This window comes from Salinisphaera sp. G21_0 (genome assembly GCF_017744115.1).
GTDB lineage: Bacteria > Pseudomonadota > Gammaproteobacteria > Pseudomonadales > Endozoicomonadaceae > Endozoicomonas.
This window is the reverse complement of record NZ_JAGHQW010000010.1, coordinates 105,052-124,402: the sequence shown is the minus strand read 5'-3', so window position 1 is coordinate 124,402 and position 19,351 is coordinate 105,052. Positions and strand designations below refer to the sequence as shown.

Below are 19,351 nucleotides of genomic sequence, written 5' to 3'. Positions count from 1 at the left end.
CTGATTCTATTTTGAGTACCATAAAACAGGTTTAGTTCCTTTTTGTATCTGAAGATAAGTCAGTAAGACTAACTGTCTTGTTAATGACTTAACTGATCTCTGTTCTATACTCAAAAGCCTCTCAGCAAAGGGCTTATAAAATACTCAAGTACACTTCTGTTCCCCGTCACAATATCGGTTACCCCTGTCATGCCGGGAATCAACAGCATGGAGCTATTATTACCTGACAGCACTATTCGAACCCGGTAATACGGCAGACCTTTTTCATCATCCAGCGTATCGGCACTGATGGTATCCACAATTCCTTTCAAACTTCCGAAGGTGGCAAATTCATAAGCCGTTAACTTTACCAGTGCCATTTGTCCGGACTGAAGGAAGGCAATATCTGCCGGTTGAATGCGGGCTTCAAAAATAAGAGGGTCTTCTGCCGGTACAATCTCAACGACAGTACTTCCCGGTTGAATAACACTGCCTTCTGTATGCACCTTCACCGTTTTGACTAATCCATCCACTGGTGCATGCAACGCCGCCTTGCGAACCCGGTCTTCCAGGCCTGCCTGCCCCTCCAGCAGTTTGCCGGAACGATCCCGCGTATCCTGCAGCTCTTTTTGTAAGTCTGCCCGGTAACGAATCACCAGATCATTCCGACGCCCGACGGCCTCCTTCAATGCAGATTCAAGACGAGCGACCATCAACTGTGCATTGGTCAGATCCCCCTGAAGCTCATTCGCCCTTCGTTCAAGGTTAATAATCTCTACACGGGTAATAACGCCATCATCCGTGAGCGGTTTCTTCAGCGATAACTCCTCATTGGCAAGCTGTAAGCTTCTGGTCAGCGTTTTTACCTTTTCCTTGAACTCATTCAGTTCATGCTGCTTCTGAATGACTTGCTGTTCGAAAATGGTAACCTGGCTGTTCAGTGCCGCCATCCGTTCATTCATCAGTGCTTTTTGCTGAAGTGCCTGTTCAGGAAAATGCTGTTGATAGTGATCAGGGAAGTTGATACCACCCTGATCATCCATAGACCATAAGCCATTTTGCAGCCCTGCCAGTGCCGATAATTCGGATTCCAGTCTGGCCACAGAGCCCTGCAGGCTTTCCAGCTCAGACTCATTCACCCGAAAAGAGGATTGATAGCGCGTTTCATCAATCTGTAAGAGCAAATCTCCGGCATGGACAAACTCACCTTCCCTGACATGGACAGATTTCAGGGTTCCACCATCCAGACTCTGAACCTCTTGAACCCGACTGGAAGGGATAACACGCCCATAGCCTGTGACGGTCTCATCCATCATAGCCAGACAACTCCAGACAATTAATGAAGCTACAAAAAAAACCATCACCCAGATAAACCAGCGTGAAGTAACAGTAATGTCCATCAGCTGAGCCTGCTGCCGGTTACTGGCGGTTAACCGCAACCATTCCGACCATGATTTTGCTTTCATGCCTGCGGTTCTCTGCTATGAACAGGCTGATCAGAAACCAGTTTGCCACCGTCCAACATAATGACACGATCAACAATCGACAACAGACTGCTTCTATGGGTGATGATAATCAGAGTTACATTTTCCGGTAAGCTCTTGAGTGTCTTCTGAACCCGGGCATCCATCAGGCTATCCATGTGCGCAGAGGGCTCATCAAGAATCAGGATGTCCGGTTTGGATAGCATGGCACGGGCCAATGCAACGGCCCGCCGTTGACCACCAGAGAGCTGTCGTCCACCTTCGCCCACGGGGTATTCCAGAGCAGCCAGAGAGTCGCCGGTGAAAAATGTCACACCACAGTCTCTCGCAGTGGTCAGCAGATCTTCCTCGGAGAAGCTGGAAGTCCCCATGGTGATGTTATCCATCACTGAACCATGAAACAGCCAGGGATCCTGGGGCAGAAAGCCTATTTTCGCTCTCAGGGTTGCCGGATGAATATCCCCCTGGGCAATACTGTCCAGAAATACCTGTCCCTGGTCGGGTTGATAGAGTGCCGCCAGAATACGGGCAAGCGTTGATTTCCCCGAGCCAGAGCGCCCCACCACAGCCACTTTCTCACCGCTGTTAATGGCCACGGATATACCAGAAAGCGCAGGAATCACACTATCAGTGTAAGAAAATGACAGCTGCTTTAACTCAATATTTCCATGAAATTTTTTGACCCGGCGATAGGCCATTTGCTTACCCTGCTCTTCAGGTGCCCCCATCAACCGGTTTATCACCATAAAAGCACTGCGAGCCTGGTAATACCGTGTGCCCAGCAGTGCCAGTTGCATAAAAGGCGCTATCGCCCTGCCAGAAAGCATCATAATGGCTATCAATGCGCCCATATTCATTCTGCCAGCGCTGATCAAGAGCACGCCGAAATAGACAATGCCCACGGTTGCCAATTGCTGCAGCCAGGTTGCCAGCGCGGTAACATTGCCGGTAATTGCCCGGGTTTTCAGCCCCCAGGTCGCCATATGCCCGGTTGCCTGCTCCCAGCGTTGCTGAAAACGACTCTGTGCACCGGCAAGCCGCAAGCTTTCGAGACCGGTGATACTTTCCACAAGATCCCCATGCTTTCGTGCCGAAAGTCGTTCACTCTCTTCGATACTCTGACGGAGCCGGGGTTGGACTGCGGCACTGATAAACGACATAGAAACAATAACTATCAGGGGAATCCACACCAGCTGACCGCCCATAAGCCCTATAACCACCAGAAACAGGATGGCAAATGGTAAATCGACCATGGCTGTTAGCGTAGTGGAGGTGATAAACTCCCGAATGGCCTCAAAGTCCTGAATTTGCCGTGTAAATGAGCCTACGGCTGCAGGAATAAACGACATTCGGATTCTCATAATTTTGGCAAACAGCTGACTGGACATCAGCAGGTCGGATTTTTTTGCAGCTATATCAATAAATCGGGTGCGTAGCTGTCGACAGATCAATTCGAAAAAGATAACAACCACCACACCGGTGGTCAGTGTATTCAGCGTGGTCAGTGCCATACCGGGAATCACCCGGTCATAGATCAGGCGAACGAACAGTGGCACCGCCAGGGCAAAAACATTGACAAGCAGAGACGCTAACAACACTTCCCGATAAATACGACGACTTTCCAGTAACGAACCCCAGAACCAGTGATCCCGCCAGTCCGGTGGATAGTCCGGATCACGATCATCCTCAACCCTGGCTCGACTGAAAAAGACCATCCGGTTGTCAATATTCTGAAGAAAGTCGTCAGGATGCAGACGCTCTGCGGCCATCCCATGTTTCGGTTGGCGCAACTCAACATACTCTTTGGTAATCTGTACAACAACGATGGGTGACTGTGACAACCAGACAATGCAGGGAAGGCACGATGGTGGACAGTTTTCTTCCAGTGATCCGTGGGATACCAGCGGTCTGGTGAACAGGGTAAGCCCTGCGTTCCCGGCAGCCCGCTCCAGATATTCATCGGCAAACTCATCCGGTTGAACGGGCAAGCCCGTCAGCACACTTTCTGCGATGACCCTGATCCCATAAAACCTGGCAATCCAGATCAAGCTGGTCAGTAAAGGGCTTTGCGCCATTGCAACTTCATCCAGAGACAGATTCTGTTTAAGCAAAACAGAGCCTAGAGTAGAAATGCCTCCCCCGCCATTCTCAGCCAAGCTCAGAAAAATCATCTATGCTTACTCAGGCTTTTTTATCGCTGGACCTTGTCAGTTGTTAATTTTCAGGTAGCCCTCTTTGTTTGCCTGAACCTCACGGCTCCCGCTACGTGAAAGATCACCCCCGGAACATTTTCAACACTGTTATGAGTATGAAGCGTCTTGCCGGTATTCATCATCTTCGATGCTGGCTGTCTGTCCTGCTGGTTGCTGCCAACATCCCGTCAGCAAATGCTCAAAGTTTGGCAGAAGCCGTGTCTACTGCACTGATGACGAGCCCGGAGCTGCACCTGGCCATGCAAAAAGTGCAGACCCGCGTTGATGAGGAAAGCATTGCCAAATCAGGATTCCTGCCAACATTGAATGTACAGGGAGGCTCCGGCTATGAATGGTCCTCTAACCAAACAACCCGTGCCGGTGGACCTGACAGTGATGACAGACTTCATCGATATGAGTCTTCCATTACGTTTCGCCAAGTGCTTTTTGCCGGTTTTTCCACAATACACGACAGTAATAGATCTGAAGCCAGCACACGCTCTGCACAGTACCGACTGATAACCACCGCTTCCGAGATGGCACTCAAAGTGACCCAGACCTATCTGACTTTGATCATGATGGAAAGGGCATTGGCCATGTCCGAGCAAAATCTGAAGGTTCACCAGGACATTTACTACAACATTTTCAAACGTTCTGAGTCCGGTGTGCAGAGCATTGCAGACCTCAGTCTTGTCAGTGGCCGACTAGCGAGGGCTCAGTCCAATACCATTGCTGCTGAAAACAATTTGCAGGATGCCCGTTTCCAGTTTGTCAGGCTGGTGGGCGCTCCAGCCTGTTTTCTGCTCGAACCGGTGCCTGATATGGATTTACTGCCAGAAACAATGGAGCAGGCCGTTCTGTTGGCTGGAAAAAACTACCCATTACTGAAATCAGCGCTTCAGGACAATAACGCCGCAGAGAGTGAGTACCTGGCCAGCAAGGGACGCTTCTACCCGGAAATCTCCTTTGAGGCAACCCGATCATGGAACTACAACATGAATGGTCTGATTGGGCGTGATGATGATTATAATCTGATGTTCCATGCCCGCTACAACCTGTTTAATGGTGGCGCTGATTCCGGGCGTATGAAGGCATCCCTCAGCCGCTGGAACGAAGCGAAAGATATCTACCACCAGGCATTGCTGGATACTCAGGAAGAGGCCCGTCTCGCCTGGGAAGCCCATGCTCAGCTCAACAGACAACTGCCGCAATTGCAGAAACACGTCACCTACAGTCTGGATACGGTATCGGCCTACCGGAGGCAATTTGCCTTTGGAGAGCGGGCATTACTGGATGTATTGAATGCCGAGAATGAAAGCCTTGAAGCGGAACTGGCATGGAACCGTGCCTGGGCTGCACAGCTTGTTGCATGCTACCGGCTGCTGCATATTACCGGCCGACTGCTTGAGTCGTTAGGACTGACGCTGCCGCCGGACTCGGCTCCTGAAGCCAGTATTACCGCAAAACACAGCCGACGGAAAACGTTCCTGAGCATGGGACCAACGACACAAACATTTCATTATCCCATCGTCATCCAATGATGGCACCACACCATGAATAAACTCGTATTGCTGAGTAATGATGGCAGGATCATTGGCATTGCTGGCCATGCCTGGAAGCTACTACCAGGCCAACGTCGTCAGTTGTTGGCAGAAGGCGAACGGCTGATAGCTGGTGAGCTGATTGAGCTTGAAGGCAATGCAGATATCCTGATTCAGCCCATTACTGCCGGTGCTTTATCTGTTGGTGAGTTACCCGATGCCAATGAGTACCGGTTGTCAGAAACACCATCGGTCACCCTGGCTACTGATGAACGAAGTGACGATCAGAAGGCAGCCATTGAGGAACAGACCGCCGATGAAGGGCTGATGACGCCGACCACCATTCCTCTGCTTACGCCATCCATCACACCCGATGCCGGCATTGGCACGGGGCTGGATAATCTACCGGTGGTTCTGGCAACGCTCAGTGACCAGACCGCCAGGGATTGCCTGGCACTGATTACCATTGATACACCGATCACCCCGGATAATATCGTCAACAGCCGGGAGTCCCGGGCATTGTCCATCGCTGGCCAGGTGGTAAATGTTGAGCCCCTGCGCCCGGTTATCCTGACCCTGACGGATCAGGCCGGCCATCAATGGCAGCTGCAAACAGCGGTGAACAGCGATGGCAGCAGCTGGCAAATGGAGGCGGATCTTACCAGGAGCGGATTATTAGACGGCGTTATTACCATAACAGCAGAAACCAGCGATCTGGCCAGCAATATTGCCAGGGACAGCACAACGTTTCTGCTGGATACCGTCACCGAAGTTACCCTTGAACTCGCCCCACAGAGTGACTCCTGTTATGGCAAAGCAGCTGATAAGCCTGACAATCCTACCAGCGATAATATACCGGTGATGACCGGTACCGGTGAAGTCAACAGTACGATAGCGCTGTTCGCTGATGACCAGCTACTGAAGAGTGACATCCCGGTTGGCAGCAATGGAACCTGGTCTGCCCAAATTATCCAGCCATTGTCTGATGGTCCCCATACACTGACAGCTAAAATTACCGATAGGGCCGGTAATACGGCCACTGCAGAGCTGCTGCTGTCCATTGATACCGAAGCAGGTATCTGGATCAACGATATCGACACCTACGGTATCAATTTCTTTAATATGCCCATAACCGGTGAGACCACAGGTATTGAAAATGGACAGTCGGTTACTGTTTTTTTTGGCCCCGGCGTATTTCAAAACAGGATAACGGCCGAAGTCCCGGTAGAGGAGGTCCCGAGCAAAGTACCGGTAGAGGATAACCACTGGAACCATCCCCCTTTTACGTTACCTATAACCGAAGGCGACAATTATCAGGTTGTGGCATCCGTTACAGACTGTGCCTGTACCATCGCCACCGATCATCTGATGCCCCTGGGTAACCCTCCGGGCATCAACATTCAGGAGCGCGTTGATATGGGAGCTACCATTGACATAGATCCCATTGCAGCCAGCGGCACAGCACTCTCTTTTGAGCCCGCTTACCTTACCGATCTACCCGACAATATCAACATTATTGACAACGGCTCCAGCTTTCCGGTCAGCTGGCAGATCACCGACCCCAAAACGTTGACTGCCGTCTACCATGATGGGACATCAACCCAGACAGCCCTCACGTTTACCCTGCCGGACTCAGGCACAGGCCTGGCCACTTTACAGGTTGACCGTCCCTTTTTTCATCCGGGAGGCAATGACGAACTCAGCTTTATCCTGCCCTATCAGAAAAGCCTTTACTCGCCAACCTATCAAAGAACCCATTACTCCAAGGCAGGATTAAGAGTCACCATTACGGATGATGTGCCAACCCTGGTGGATCATACGCCAGTTCTTGTGCAGGAAGGCACTACGGCACTGTGGAGTGAGCATAACGGCAAATTATTTACCCCCGCGCTAGCCGGAAGCGATGGCGGCCTGCTCACGGCCATCAATGGCACTCCGTTAACCAGTAGTCATAACCTCAGCGGTGACATAGCGGATTTTTACCCATTTTCCGGTCAATACGGCACCCTGTATGTCAATCCCGATGGTGCCTGGAAATACTCTGCAACACCTAACCTGGTTCATACCACCAACAGTACACTGACCGAGACGTTTACCTTTACCGTTACTGATACAGATGGGGACAGCGGCAGTGCCACCATCTGCTTTACGGTTCTGGATGGCACAGCACTGAGCTTTTCAAACGACACGGTCAGTACCATGCCCATCGACCAGGAGTGTGACCAGCCCGGCCCCATTTCGGATTACGGCCAGATTACCGTTCTGAAAGGTTCCGACCCCCTGCCACCGGACCAGTTGCAGTTGGATATTAATGCAACCGCAGAGCAGCTGAACAACGCCCTGGCCAGCCGGTTGCCCAATAGCGACGGAGAAAGTCTGGATCTTGATAACCTGCATCCCGGTCCGGGCAACCAGAGTCTGATGCTATCGACCCTGTCCGGCAAACCGGTGCTCAGCATTGATCTGGAAAATATCAGCACCGACACCTCAGGCAACCTGTCTGCCAACCTGAAAGTAAAACAGCTGACCAATCTGGATGTCACAGAACCTGAGCCTGCAATGATTCCCGTGGTACTCACCGCCAGCGATCATGACCTCAATACCATCAGCCATACCGTAACGCTGTCGGTGATTGATGGTGGCGTAACCCTGAGGGATGACCATATTGAGCTCACCGAAGGTGAAACGGTGACCGGTAATCTGCTGGACAATGATGTGCAATGTCTTGAGACTCTCACCATCACCAAGGTCTCCCTTGACCGGTTTTATCTGGATAAAAACACCACAGCAAAAACCGGGCAGGTGTTCGATTTTCAATCCGGTACCCTTATTGAAACCCTGTACGGCACGTTCACTGTTCAACCGGATGGCCAGTACACCTACACGGCCCTGGACTCTCTGTATCATCCGGGCCAGCAACCCCTGCCCCAGGAGTTTACCTACACTGTCACCGACAGCAGTGGTGATACTGCTCATGCGGCTGTTTCTGTCAGCATTAAAGATGGCCCGGCCGCCACGGGAAATGAGCAGGTCAACCTGACCTTTAGCGAAAACAACCTGACCACGTCGCCCCGCTATCCCGAGTATTACGCTGGCCCTATTGCCACCCTGCATGGCGATGGCTCTGATGCCATCGACCCCCAGAGCCTGAGATTCACTGCAGATCCTGACAACCTGAACGGTATCCTGACCTCACTGGGCACTCCGGTCAGCTTCACGTCAGCTGGTAACCAGCTTCGGGGCAGTGTTATCGAGAATGGCCAAAACATCGATATCCTCACTCTGTCACTGTCGGCTGTTAACAAAAACAACAAAAATCTAATGGTCAGGATTAATGGCGAGCTGGTTCGCCCCCTGGATCACCTGGCCGGTACTGTGGGCAATAATTCAGTCATGGTGAATGGCGAGCGGATTATCCTTTCTCTGCCCTTTACCTATGACGATATTGACGGCACACCGGCAGTTACAGAGAGTATGGTTACAGTGACCGTTGTTGACGGTGTATTCCCGGTATTAAGCAATCCCTCAAAGATCAACATCGATGAAGTAAACCTGCCGGTTACCGCCACCGGGACGATTACAGCCACCCCGAAGTCCGACCGAATCGTGCCAGACAGCTGGCAATTTTCAGCCAGCCAGCCCGGACTGAATGGATTGTTCGCCAACCAACAGCCGCTGACCTGGAAAGCTCAGGGGCCAACCCTTTCCCTGCACTGGCCTGCCCAGCCGGAATCCCCGGTACTCACCGTGACGCTTGATGATCAACCACTCCCCGCACTGTCGGCCTCACTGCACTACACAGTAAAACTCTCCCATCCCATGGATCAGGATAAGGGCAGCTGGCCCTTATCCATCGCGGTGGCCATTACGGATTCAGACGGTGATACCACGGAAAAACAGATTCCGGTTCAGATCAATGATGTCAGTAGCAATCTTGAACTGAAGCTGGCGATAAATGACCTGGAAATGACCGAGCCCCTGTATCAAAGGACACCGGCCAGCGAGCGGATCAACGTCGACATCCGTGCCGATACCGATGCCGTGATCAAAGTCTGGTTTCTGCCCCCTGACGTCGACAGCAGCGGCTTTGCCCTTGATGACCTGGGCAACCGGTTGACAGCCGATGGCCTGCCCATTCGGTACTTCGGACCCTCGGCAGGAGTCCGCTACCCTGAAACCTGGGAAGCCTGGTCCATTCAGGATGGCAAACAAAAGGATCATATTTTCAGTCTGACCACGATACAGCATGATGGAACGGTGATTTATGTGCCCCCGGGCACCTCAGTAACCGCCACCATTGGCATCACCTGGTATCATTACCTTGATCACCTGACGGCGACCAGACTGAACACCCCGATGCTGCCCGTCAGCTATACCCTGCAGGCCATAGATGCCGATGGCACTAAAACCAGTGACATCCTGACCCTGTCACTGCTGGACGGTGAATATCCGACACCGGGCAAAATCACCCAGCCACCGGCGACCACGGACATTAACAAAAGCAACGATACTTCCGTAACCGGTACCCTCGACTATACCCCGGGTTCTGACCGCCCCATCCCCGTGTTTGATCGATTCACCATTGCACAGGAGGTGGCCGGGTTAAGTTCCGATGGTAAGCCACTGACCGGTATTACTGTGTCTGGTCCGGACCAGTCAGTGCTGACCATCAGCCGGGCCAATGATAACCTGCCGGTTTTCCGTTTTTCAGTGAATGATCCACAACCGACCGCTGCCACCATTCAGTTTGAACAGCTGGACAACCTTGATCACCCACCGTCGCTTGCCAGCCAGAGCAACTCGATTATCCTGACCATACCTGTATTGATGAGCGACAGTGACAATAGCCTCAACAGCACACCGGCAAATTTTCTCTACACCGTCGTGGATACCGTACCGGTGGCCAACGGCAACTATTACCGGAAAAATAACCAGCCCATTGGGGAAGAAGGCAAGACTTTCAGTGGTAATCTGCTAACAAACGACACCCTGAATGCCGATGCCGATAATGCCAGGCTCACCGCCATCACCTACCAGAATATGGTCTATCCAGTCAGCCCAACCGATACAACCACCATCACCACGGATGTAGGCATACTGATCGTCCAGAGCAATGGCAGATGGTGGTTCCTTTCCTATCCGCATATTAATCACAGTGCGGGACAGAACTTCACCCTGAAGATGTTCCACACCATTGTCGATGGCGATGGTGATAACAGTTCGGCACCTTTCCAGATCACTATTGCTGACCGGGCTGCAACGTTCACCAGCGTCATCAATACCGAAGGCCCTGAAGACACGCAAACGCCTATTGCTCTCTCCTTTTCCATTGATCTTGGGGACCCGGACCGGCAGGAAACCCTGACCAACCTATCGGTCAGCACCCGCGATCTTCAGGGAGGAACGCTTATCTGGAATGGCAAACTTCTCAGCGCCACGGGTGATACCGTACATATCCCCCTTGCCGCCATGAGCCGGAGCATGGTTTCCGGCAGCATCATCCTGAGCGCTGTCAATCTTGGTTATCTGCCCGCAGCCGATGCGTCGGACTTTACCCTCCACAACCACCAGGTCACGCTCAACCTGAATGCCACCATCAGCAACAACCCGGGGTCGGTTCAAAGCCTTAGCACTCCGGTGGTTATTCATGTTAAAGGCGTAGCGGATCCCCCCACCTGGCCCGAACAGATACCTGTGGTCACCGGCGAGGAGGATCAAAGCATTCCCCTTGGCAACAGCATAAAAGCCAGTCTTAAGGATAAGGATGGATCAGAAGTCCTCTCATACCAGATAATGCAATTACCAGACAGCATGAAACTGTTGTGTCATGGGCAGGAAATTAACGCCGGGACCACGCTTACGCCAGAGCAGTTTGGGCAGCTGATTGTTCAGTCTGATGAACATTGGAGCGGCAGACTGGCAATAAAGGTGGATGCCATCGCAACCGAACAAGGTTATTTTGCGGTTGAAACCGCACGATCACCGGCAACAATTACTGTCAATGTTCAACCTGTGGCAGACCCGCCCACACTGGTGGTTATGCCTGCGGGTGCGGACCCTGACACCGTTAAGATAACGGGACATGAAGATGAGCGCATTGCCATTGGCAACCACATCAAGGCAGCACTGGTGGATACGGACGGGTCTGAAAGCCTCTTCCTGACAGTCACACCATTGGTTAAGCCCGGAGAAGCTACAGGCCGTCTGTGGATTCGGCAGGGAAGCGCCTGGACAGAAATAAAGCTCGGCTCAACGAATCATTTTGAAGTCACTGGTCCGGATATTGACCACCTCTATTATCAACCGGGAAAAGATCGAAGTTCGGCAAACTTTGACGATGTTCGTTTGCAAATAAACGCCATCAGTCGTGAGTCTACTCAGGATGGGCTCACACCGGTGGCTGGCAAAGAAGAAGCCATATCACCGGACCGGTTTATGCAAATAAGCATCAAAGGGGTTCCAGATTCGCCGGAAGTGACCCCGAATGATACCTGGACCGTGAATCCGGATAAAGTCAATGAGTTGACAGGCCGTGGCCAGGAAGACCAAAGACTGCCCCTGGTGTTTGATCTGCACTCAACAGATATGGATGGCTCCGAAAGCCTGAACTCAGTCGTTACCCTGAAAGACAGCCAGTTTCGTCTGGAAGATAATCACGGACGGCAGCCGCCCATCGCTTTTCTCGTTAATGACAAACCGTTTTTCCAAATAACGGCAGCTGATCTTATCTCCGGCAAATACCGGTTAACACCACCCCCGGACTATGCCGGTGAGACACTGGTACCCATGAAGGTTCTGGTGACAGAACTGGACGGAGCCCATACTATTTTTGACTACCAGCTGCGAGCTGTCTTTGCCCCGGTGGTGGATACCCGGGATCAGGCCATCGCCCCCATCCGGGGTAATGAAGTTGAACTGGACATAGCCGGCAAATTTCTCTCGGGCGGAGCGCCACTGGCCCTTACCGGGTTCACCCCGGGCGACAGTGATGGCAGCGAAGCCATGACCGATATTACCGGATTCAATTTGCCCGATGGTTTCCAACTGATGGTAAATGGCGCATTGCTGGCCAACCAGTGCGGGTCCCTGGTTGATCACACGGGCGGTCTGGATGCACTGAAAAGGGCGCTTGCTGCAGGTGATATCCGCATAGTACCGATCCATTCAGATGGAACGATTGATCATGATTACCCGACACCCACCCATCAGCGCAACGACTTCAGTTTTACCGTGGAAATCTCGGATCAGCAAAATGGTTTAACTGCGAAAAAAGAGGTAATCATCAGTGGGCATATTGACTGGCAGGGCGAAGTTGATGGTGAACAGCCTCCAGCCACACCGTTCAATCCTGATGAAAACACCCGGGTCGTTATCGATAACCCCGGGCCTTTTACAGGAAATGATTTTCCACTTAGGGCATTACAACTTGTTGCCACCGATAAAGATGGCAGTGAGCGGATAAAAGACGACAAGCGACCTCAATATGAAATCGAGGTTTATGACCCTGCCGGAAACAAGGTGACAGGAGGCTGGCATCTGCAAACCTCCGGAGGGCAGGAGCTGATCTTTGATAACGATAAATGGCTGATTCAAAGTGGTAAACTTGATGGCGTCTCAGTCCATTTTACCGAGAAAGGCACGTACTTTATCCATACGAAAGTCATTGTTGAAGACGCTGGGGATGAGGAAGCACGCTATGCCCGGATGCAGGTCATTGTCGAAGAGAATACCGGTGGCCCGGATCAACCGATACCACCGGAGAGCCTGTTTGTCTGCTCAGAACCGGTAGAGGGTAAAGAGGATTACTACTTCACCATTCCAGACCATTGCATCGACCTCGACCAGACCCACACCTCTTCAGAGGAAGAAACCACATTCCGTATGACGGTGACTGATCTTCACGGGTGGAGCCTTAAAGGTTTCACAACGGTGTACTGGAATAACGATGGTGAGGTCACCGAGTACATCACCAGGCCGGAAGACGTCGGAAACCTTCAATTTCGCCCCCCCAGGGACTTTTCCGGAGAGGACAGTATTACCTATCACATATTGAAGAGAAATACCGATTCCGACCAGACCAGCAAAACAGACTTCAAGATCCCGTTCAAGGTACTGCCGGTGGTGGAAAACTCACCGGATGAACCACCGGAAGATTCGGTATATGACTTGAGAGCCTGGACAAAACCGGCAGCGGAGGCCGATGAGTGGAAGGATGCGGATCAACCCGAACCCATGCACCTGCAGTTAAGAACCACGGATATTGATGGTTCGGAAACCATCGAAAAAGTTGTCTTTAAACCACCGGACAATATCGTTATCCGTGGTGATGGGCTGCAACCGGACAACTCAGTAGTTCGACAAACATCCGAAACAGAAGCGCAGTTTGAGCAACGGATAGCAAGCTTCACCTTCACGCCCGGACCGGGACTACCGGCGGGAACCTATACCATGCCGCTTGCTGTAGAAGTACTGGATACCGCTCCAGGAACCGGAGATACCGACAGCAAAGTATTTAGCAAAGCGATTGATCTGATGGTTAAACCGGTCAATCACTGCGCCACCCTTACTGCACCCAATCAGGAAGGCCATGAAGACTCAGATATCCCTATTAAAGGGCTGATTGCTGCCCTGAACGATAGTGATGGCTCTGAAGTCATCTCTGTTGCGCTCTCTGGCCTACCTGATGGCAAGGTGGTCAAGGACAGCTCCGGCAAGCCCCTGCCCTTTAACGGGAGCGGGAAGTGGCAGATTCCAGCACACTTAATGGATAACAACGGCCATGTACAGCCACTGTTCCTAAGGCCGGTGAAAGACTTCAGCGGTGTGGTGCAACTGACGCTGAACAGTCACAGCCACGAACAGAGCCTGAGTACGGTTTGCAGTGACGAGCAGGCATTTCAGATTACGGTACAGCCTGTGGGTGACCCCATCACACTGGATCAGATTCCCGGGGCAATGACTGGGGATGAAAACACTCCCATCGTCTTTCGTCTGAATGCCAAAACCACAGACACCCATTCAGACAAACATGACCATCCGGAAGAACTTCAGGCAACATTGACGATTTTACCGGGCAACGCCCCCACATTGATGCCTCCTGAGCCAGAGGCCATCAAACCCAGCCTGACCATTCCTGGCCAAACGACAACCATATTCTCGGCAAATGCCTCAGGCGGTTACACCGCAACCATAGCAACAGCGGATACCACATTACCCGAGCTGGAATTTAATCCGGGCGATGGTCATGGAACACTACTGATGTCGTTAGCCGTCCGGTCTGTGGATAAAACCGATGGACTGACAACAGCCTATGGCCCTGAAGTTGTGATGGATAGCACCATTACCATTGCGCCAAAGTCTGATAAGCCCTCACTGCAGATTGATCGCAAAAGCATCATTACCACCGTAGAAACACCCGTACCTGTTTTTCTCCGGGCTTCAGTGATCAACCCTGCTTTGACTGTCAGCAATCTGGTGGGCACTGAGCTCTACACCCTTGTTCAGGGACTACCAGGCAGTGCATCGCTGGTTAACCATGCCGGAACACCAACAGGTACCCCTTCCTCCAGCCCCGCAGGTATTGCACTGGTCAGCAATGAGCTGCAAAACCTGTACCTTAAAGATCATCAAACCGGAAGTTATACCCTGAATGTTGAGGCCATCTCCGATGTTGGTGATGGGAATAACCAGAGCAGTGATGTCATTGAACTGAACATTGTGGTGTTTGAAAAAAGTAAAGACATCAGCGGCACCCCAAACAGCGATATTATCGTTTCCGATGGCACAACGCCGAAGATCTCCGCTGGTAATGGAGATGATCTTATTGCCGGGGGTAACGGTGAAAACCAGATACTTCCCGGGTCAGGAAACAATACAGTTTGGGGGGGAGCGTACTCAGGCTCAGGTGATGGTCGCCGTGATACGTTCCTCTTTGAAGCTGGCGATACAGGCACAACCGCTATCCAGGACTTCGAGCCCGGCGTGGATGTTATTGATTTGAGCCAGCTGCTGAACCTTGACGATGTGTGGTCCGGTAGTGATCTGGCAAACCAGGTCACTATTGATGAAGTGGATGGTAAAGCGCGGATCACTGCACTATCCGAGGTGATTACCCTGGATACCATACCGCTGGAAACGCTACTGCCAGGAGGAAACACCATGGATACCGCAGAACGTTTAAGTTCGCTGGTTGAACAGGGTCACCTGATTGTCTCCCATCAGTTTGGTCACCAGGGAAAAGATACCCTGTATGCACCACCAGCCGCTGAATTAAAGGGCGATGGCATTGTAAATGCCGGTGCCGGAGATGATCACCTGTATGCCAACAATGAAGGCAGCAAACTGAGAGGCGGATCTGGCAACGATATTCTGGAGCTGAGCCCAACCAGCCATGCAATAGACAGGCTCTACTGGCGGAAAGAAGACGCTGGCAGTGAAGCTGCACCCGCTTATGACCGGGTATTCAATTTTCACAGTGCAGAAGATGTTATCGATATCTCAGGCTTCCTGCCTGCAGAAGCCAGAGCCCAGCCTTATGATTACATGGCGCTGAACACCAACGGCAGCAGCACCCACCTGAACCTTGCCAGTACCAGCGCCCACCAATGGACCAATACCATTGAACTCGCAGATGTTGACTGGTTACAGGGCAGCAGTTCGGAAGATGCGCTGAAATACCAGCTGGAACAAGGTTACCTGATTGCCACTATATAAGCGTTCCGATAGGGATAGTTACGGTTATTCTTTCATCTATTCAGACTTGCCAAAACACGGTTCAGGGCACGAAACCATGCAGTTTTGATCAGCCACAGCAGCCCTCAATGACCACATCCATAAATCAAGAAAGAGCCAACACCAAAGAGAAAACGTCTATGCCGATATCCGGAGAGACCGCAAGATACGGGAAAAATTGCAGGATTCACTCAGCAAACAGGCCGACAAGAGTATGTTAGAAGTATGTCGCGACGGGGCATCGCCGTCTTGTAGAAGGAATCCCACAACTTTAGTTGTGGGAGGATGTCAAAGCGCCGTTTCCCCAGTGCCCGGCATTAAGGAGACAGCCTCTTCCATCACCATTATTTCTGGTCGTTTGACGGCCATCCTTCTTTCTTGAAGGATGCATTCCAGGCGGCGTTTCGTCACTAAATGGCCGCTCTTGCCTGCAGCTTCCAAAGGCGACCTGGTGAAGAACCATTGAAAGACCCGGTATTTCCCGAGAAAGCAAATAGTCCATTTCTGTTCCGGGTCCGCGCCTTGTTCAAGCAAAAAATTCAGAACCGCGCCGTGCCCGTTCTGGGCAGCGATGAAAGGCGCGGTCGCTCCGTCCTTGCAAGCGGCCGACAGGAACTGCCTGACGGCCGTGGACTTATCCGCCTCCGGCAGGGTTTTCACGACCTCGCTGAAAGCTCCGACCAGGTACTTCACCACGCCGAGATGCCCGTTCTGGGCAGCGATGTAGAGGGCGGTCTCTCCGCCTTTGCAAGCGGCCGACAGGAACGACCTGACGGCCGTGGACTTGTCCGCCTCCGGCAGGTTTTTCACGACCTCGCTGAAAGCTCCGATCAGGTATTTCACGACCTCGAGATGCCCTTTCTGGGCAGCGATGAAGAAGGCGGTCTCTTCGACCCCGTAAGTGGTCGACAGGAACGCACTGAGGGCCGTGGGCTTGTCCGCCTCCGGCAGGGTTTTCACGGCCTCGTTGAGAGCCTCGACCAGGCATTTCACCACGCCGAGATGCCCTTTCTGGGCGGCGATGAAGAGGGGGAGCGCTCCATCCCTGCAAGCGGTCGACAGGAACGTGCTGACGGCCGTGAACTTGTCCTCCTCCGGCAGGGTTTTCACGGCCTCGTTGAGAGCCTCGATCAGGTATTTCGCCACGCCGGGATGCCCGTTCTGGGCGGCGATGTAGAGGGCGGTTGCCCCGTTTTTGCAAGCAGTCAACAGGAACGCCCTGACCGCCGTGACCTTGTCCGCCTCCGGCAGGGTTTTCACGGCCTCGTTGAGAGCCTCGATCAGGTATTTCACCACACCGAGATGCCCTTTCTGGGCGGCGATGAAGAGGGGGGTCGCTCCGTCCTTGCAAGCGGTCAACAGAAACGCCCTGACGGCCGTGGACTTGTCCTCCTCCGGCAGGGTTTTCACGGCCTCGTTGAGAGCCTCGATCAGGCATTTCACCACGCCGAGATGCCCGTACCGGGCAGCGATGAAGAGGGGGGTCGCTCCGCCTTTGCAAGCAGCCGACAGGAACGCCCTGACCGCCGTAACCTTGTCCGCCTCCGGCAGGTTTTCCACGGCCTCGTTGAGAGCCTCGATCAGGCATTTCGCGAAATCAGGATGCCCGTTCTGGGCAGCGATAAAGAGGGCAGTTGATCCATCCTTGCAAGCGGCCGACAGGAACCGCCCGGCGGCCGCAGACTTGTCCGCCTCTGGCAGAGTTTCCAGGGCCACGCTGATAGCCTTAATCAGGCATTTCGCGACGTCGAGATGCCCGTACTGGGCAGCGATGAAGAGCGGATACACATGCCAGGCAGGACCAGCAACTTTCGACAGGAATGATCTGTTCACCAGAGCCGGATCGTTCTCCAGCAACTCTTGTACCCAGGGAAGATTTTTGCCGCGACAGGCAGCCAGTATCGGAGCCTCACCATTTGGATTTGATCTATCGTCATCATCAGCACTGGAAATGGAAAGCGCAGTGCCCGATCCCGATAAGGAGGCATTTTGAGCGGTTATCCGACAGGTAGAAAAACAACTTCTGATAGAATCCATCAACTGGCAACTCGATAAGATACAAAAAGGAAATTATAGATGTTCAACCGTTTTTGTCTCTTTTTTCCCCGACTGGGCCGGATATTATGAGATTGGCATTATTGATGGGCAGTAGGGGTAGTTACGGTTACTCCTGCACCTATTCAGACTTGCCAAATCACTGCTACGGATACGAAACTATGCAGCTTTGATCAGCCACAGCAGCCCTCAATGACCACATCCAAAAATCAAGAAAGAGCCAACACTGAAGACTTCCTGTCTATTTTTCTTCAGGACATTCCGTTGATGGATGTTCGTGCCCCGGTGGAGTTCGCCAAGGGCAGTTTCCCTCTGGCGATCAATATCCCCATTCTGGATGATCACCAACGGGAACTGATTGGTACCTGTTACAAAGAAGAAGGACCTGAGGCGGCTGTTACCCTGGGCTACAGACTGGCTACTGATGATATTCGGGCTCAGCGACTCGAAGCCTGGCAATCACTTATCAGGCAACAGCCAAAAGGGTACCTGTTCTGCTTTCGTGGCGGACAACGCTCTCATATTACCCAGCAGTGGCTGAAGGAATCTGGCTACCCTTATCCATTAATCAAAGGTGGCTATAAAGCCCTGAGACGTTTTCTGATCGATGAACTGGAACGCTCCATTGATGAAATCCCATTCATTATCCTCAGTGGCAAAACCGGTACCGGCAAAACCTGGCTTATTCAACAACTGCCTTACAGCATTGACCTGGAAGGCCTCGCCAACCACAGAGGCTCCAGCTTTGGCCGCCGATATGGTGGACAGCCAGGCCAGATCGATTTCGAAAATCGCCTGTCCATCGCGCTGCTGAAACACCGTCACAGGCACCCCGGAATGCCGGTACTGCTGGAAGATGAAAGTAAACTGATTGGCCGTTGCAGCCTGCCCCAGACGATGCGGGACAAAATGCAGCAATCCCCGTTAATTCTGCTCGAAGAGACCATGGAAGAGCGGGTCAGGATTGGTCTTAAGGAGTATGTAACCGACAATCTTGCCGAGTTTATTGCCGCTTATGGTGAACCACAGGGTTTTGAGCAATTCGCCGAAGGCCTCTCTGGTAGCCTTTACCGTATTCGCCGCCGACTGGGTGGAGAACGCTATCAGCAGTTAACCAATATTCTGGAAAACGCCATCGCGCAACATAAATCTGGCGGGGGAATAGAAGGCTACAGCCCTCTGATCAGTGATCTGCTCAGCAATTATTACGACCCCATGTATGACTATCAGCTGGGGCAGAAGGAAGGTAAAGTGATTTTTCGGGGAGATCGTAAGGCTATTGAAAGTTACTACAACACATCATTGATAAACTGATTCAGGGCGTCATTGGCAGCGGCAAGGCTCTTTTAAATACAGTGCCTTGCCTGAA

General features: G+C 52.3%; 6 protein-coding genes. 3 read left to right on the top strand and 3 right to left on the bottom strand.

Annotated features, from left to right (window positions below; translation table 11 throughout):
• Window positions 1-110: 110 nt before the first annotated feature.
• Both J7439_RS07015 and J7439_RS07010 read right to left on the bottom strand, forming a co-directional pair.
• Complete coding sequence (locus J7439_RS07015; RefSeq protein ID WP_209201117.1) at window positions 111-1,445, bottom strand: HlyD family type I secretion periplasmic adaptor subunit; 1,335 nt, start codon at window positions 1,443-1,445, stop codon at window positions 111-113.
• On the bottom strand, window positions 1,442-3,634 hold the full coding sequence (locus J7439_RS07010; protein ID WP_209201116.1) for a type I secretion system permease/ATPase: 2,193 nt from the start codon (window positions 3,632-3,634) through the stop codon (window positions 1,442-1,444). The genes J7439_RS07015 and J7439_RS07010 overlap by 4 nt, the downstream gene beginning before the upstream one ends.
• Window positions 3,635-3,702: 68 nt before the next feature.
• Here J7439_RS07010 and J7439_RS07005 point away from each other — a divergent pair, with 68 nt between their 5' ends.
• Together J7439_RS07005 and J7439_RS07000 are read left to right on the top strand one after the other, a co-directional pair.
• Window positions 3,703-5,196: a TolC family outer membrane protein gene (locus J7439_RS07005; protein WP_209201115.1), complete on the top strand. Its 1,494-nt coding sequence runs from the start codon at window positions 3,703-3,705 to the stop codon at window positions 5,194-5,196.
• Window positions 5,197-5,208: 12 nt separating this feature from the next.
• Entirely contained in the window at window positions 5,209-15,909 is a 10,701-nt protein-coding gene (locus tag J7439_RS07000) for an Ig-like domain-containing protein (protein WP_209201114.1), read from the top strand.
• A gap of 306 nt (window positions 15,910-16,215) precedes the next feature.
• Here J7439_RS07000 and J7439_RS06995 read toward each other — a convergent pair whose 3' ends face one another.
• A complete protein-coding gene (locus J7439_RS06995) occupies window positions 16,216-17,964 on the bottom strand; it encodes an ankyrin repeat domain-containing protein (RefSeq protein WP_353623012.1) in 1,749 nt (582 codons plus the stop codon).
• Window positions 17,965-18,174: 210 nt separating this feature from the next.
• Between J7439_RS06995 and mnmH the strand changes: the two genes are divergently transcribed.
• Window positions 18,175-19,296: a tRNA 2-selenouridine(34) synthase MnmH gene (mnmH, locus tag J7439_RS06990; protein ID WP_209201112.1), complete on the top strand. Its 1,122-nt coding sequence runs from the start codon at window positions 18,175-18,177 to the stop codon at window positions 19,294-19,296.
• Window positions 19,297-19,351 lie beyond the last annotated feature (55 nt).

Bases quoted from the DNA above. Each gene is read 5' to 3' on its own strand.
- J7439_RS07015 (WP_209201117.1), bottom strand. From the start codon at position 1,445: ATGAAAGCAAAATCATGGTCGGAATGGTTGCGGTTAACCGCCAGTAAC.
- J7439_RS07010 (WP_209201116.1), bottom strand. From the start codon at position 3,634: ATGATTTTTCTGAGCTTGGCTGAGAATGGCGGGGGAGGCATTTCTACT.
- J7439_RS07000 (WP_209201114.1), top strand. From the start codon at position 5,209: ATGAATAAACTCGTATTGCTGAGTAATGATGGCAGGATCATTGGCATT.
- J7439_RS06995 (WP_353623012.1), bottom strand. From the start codon at position 17,964: ATGGATTCTATCAGAAGTTGTTTTTCTACCTGTCGGATAACCGCTCAA.
- mnmH (WP_209201112.1), top strand. From the start codon at position 18,175: ATGACCACATCCAAAAATCAAGAAAGAGCCAACACTGAAGACTTCCTG.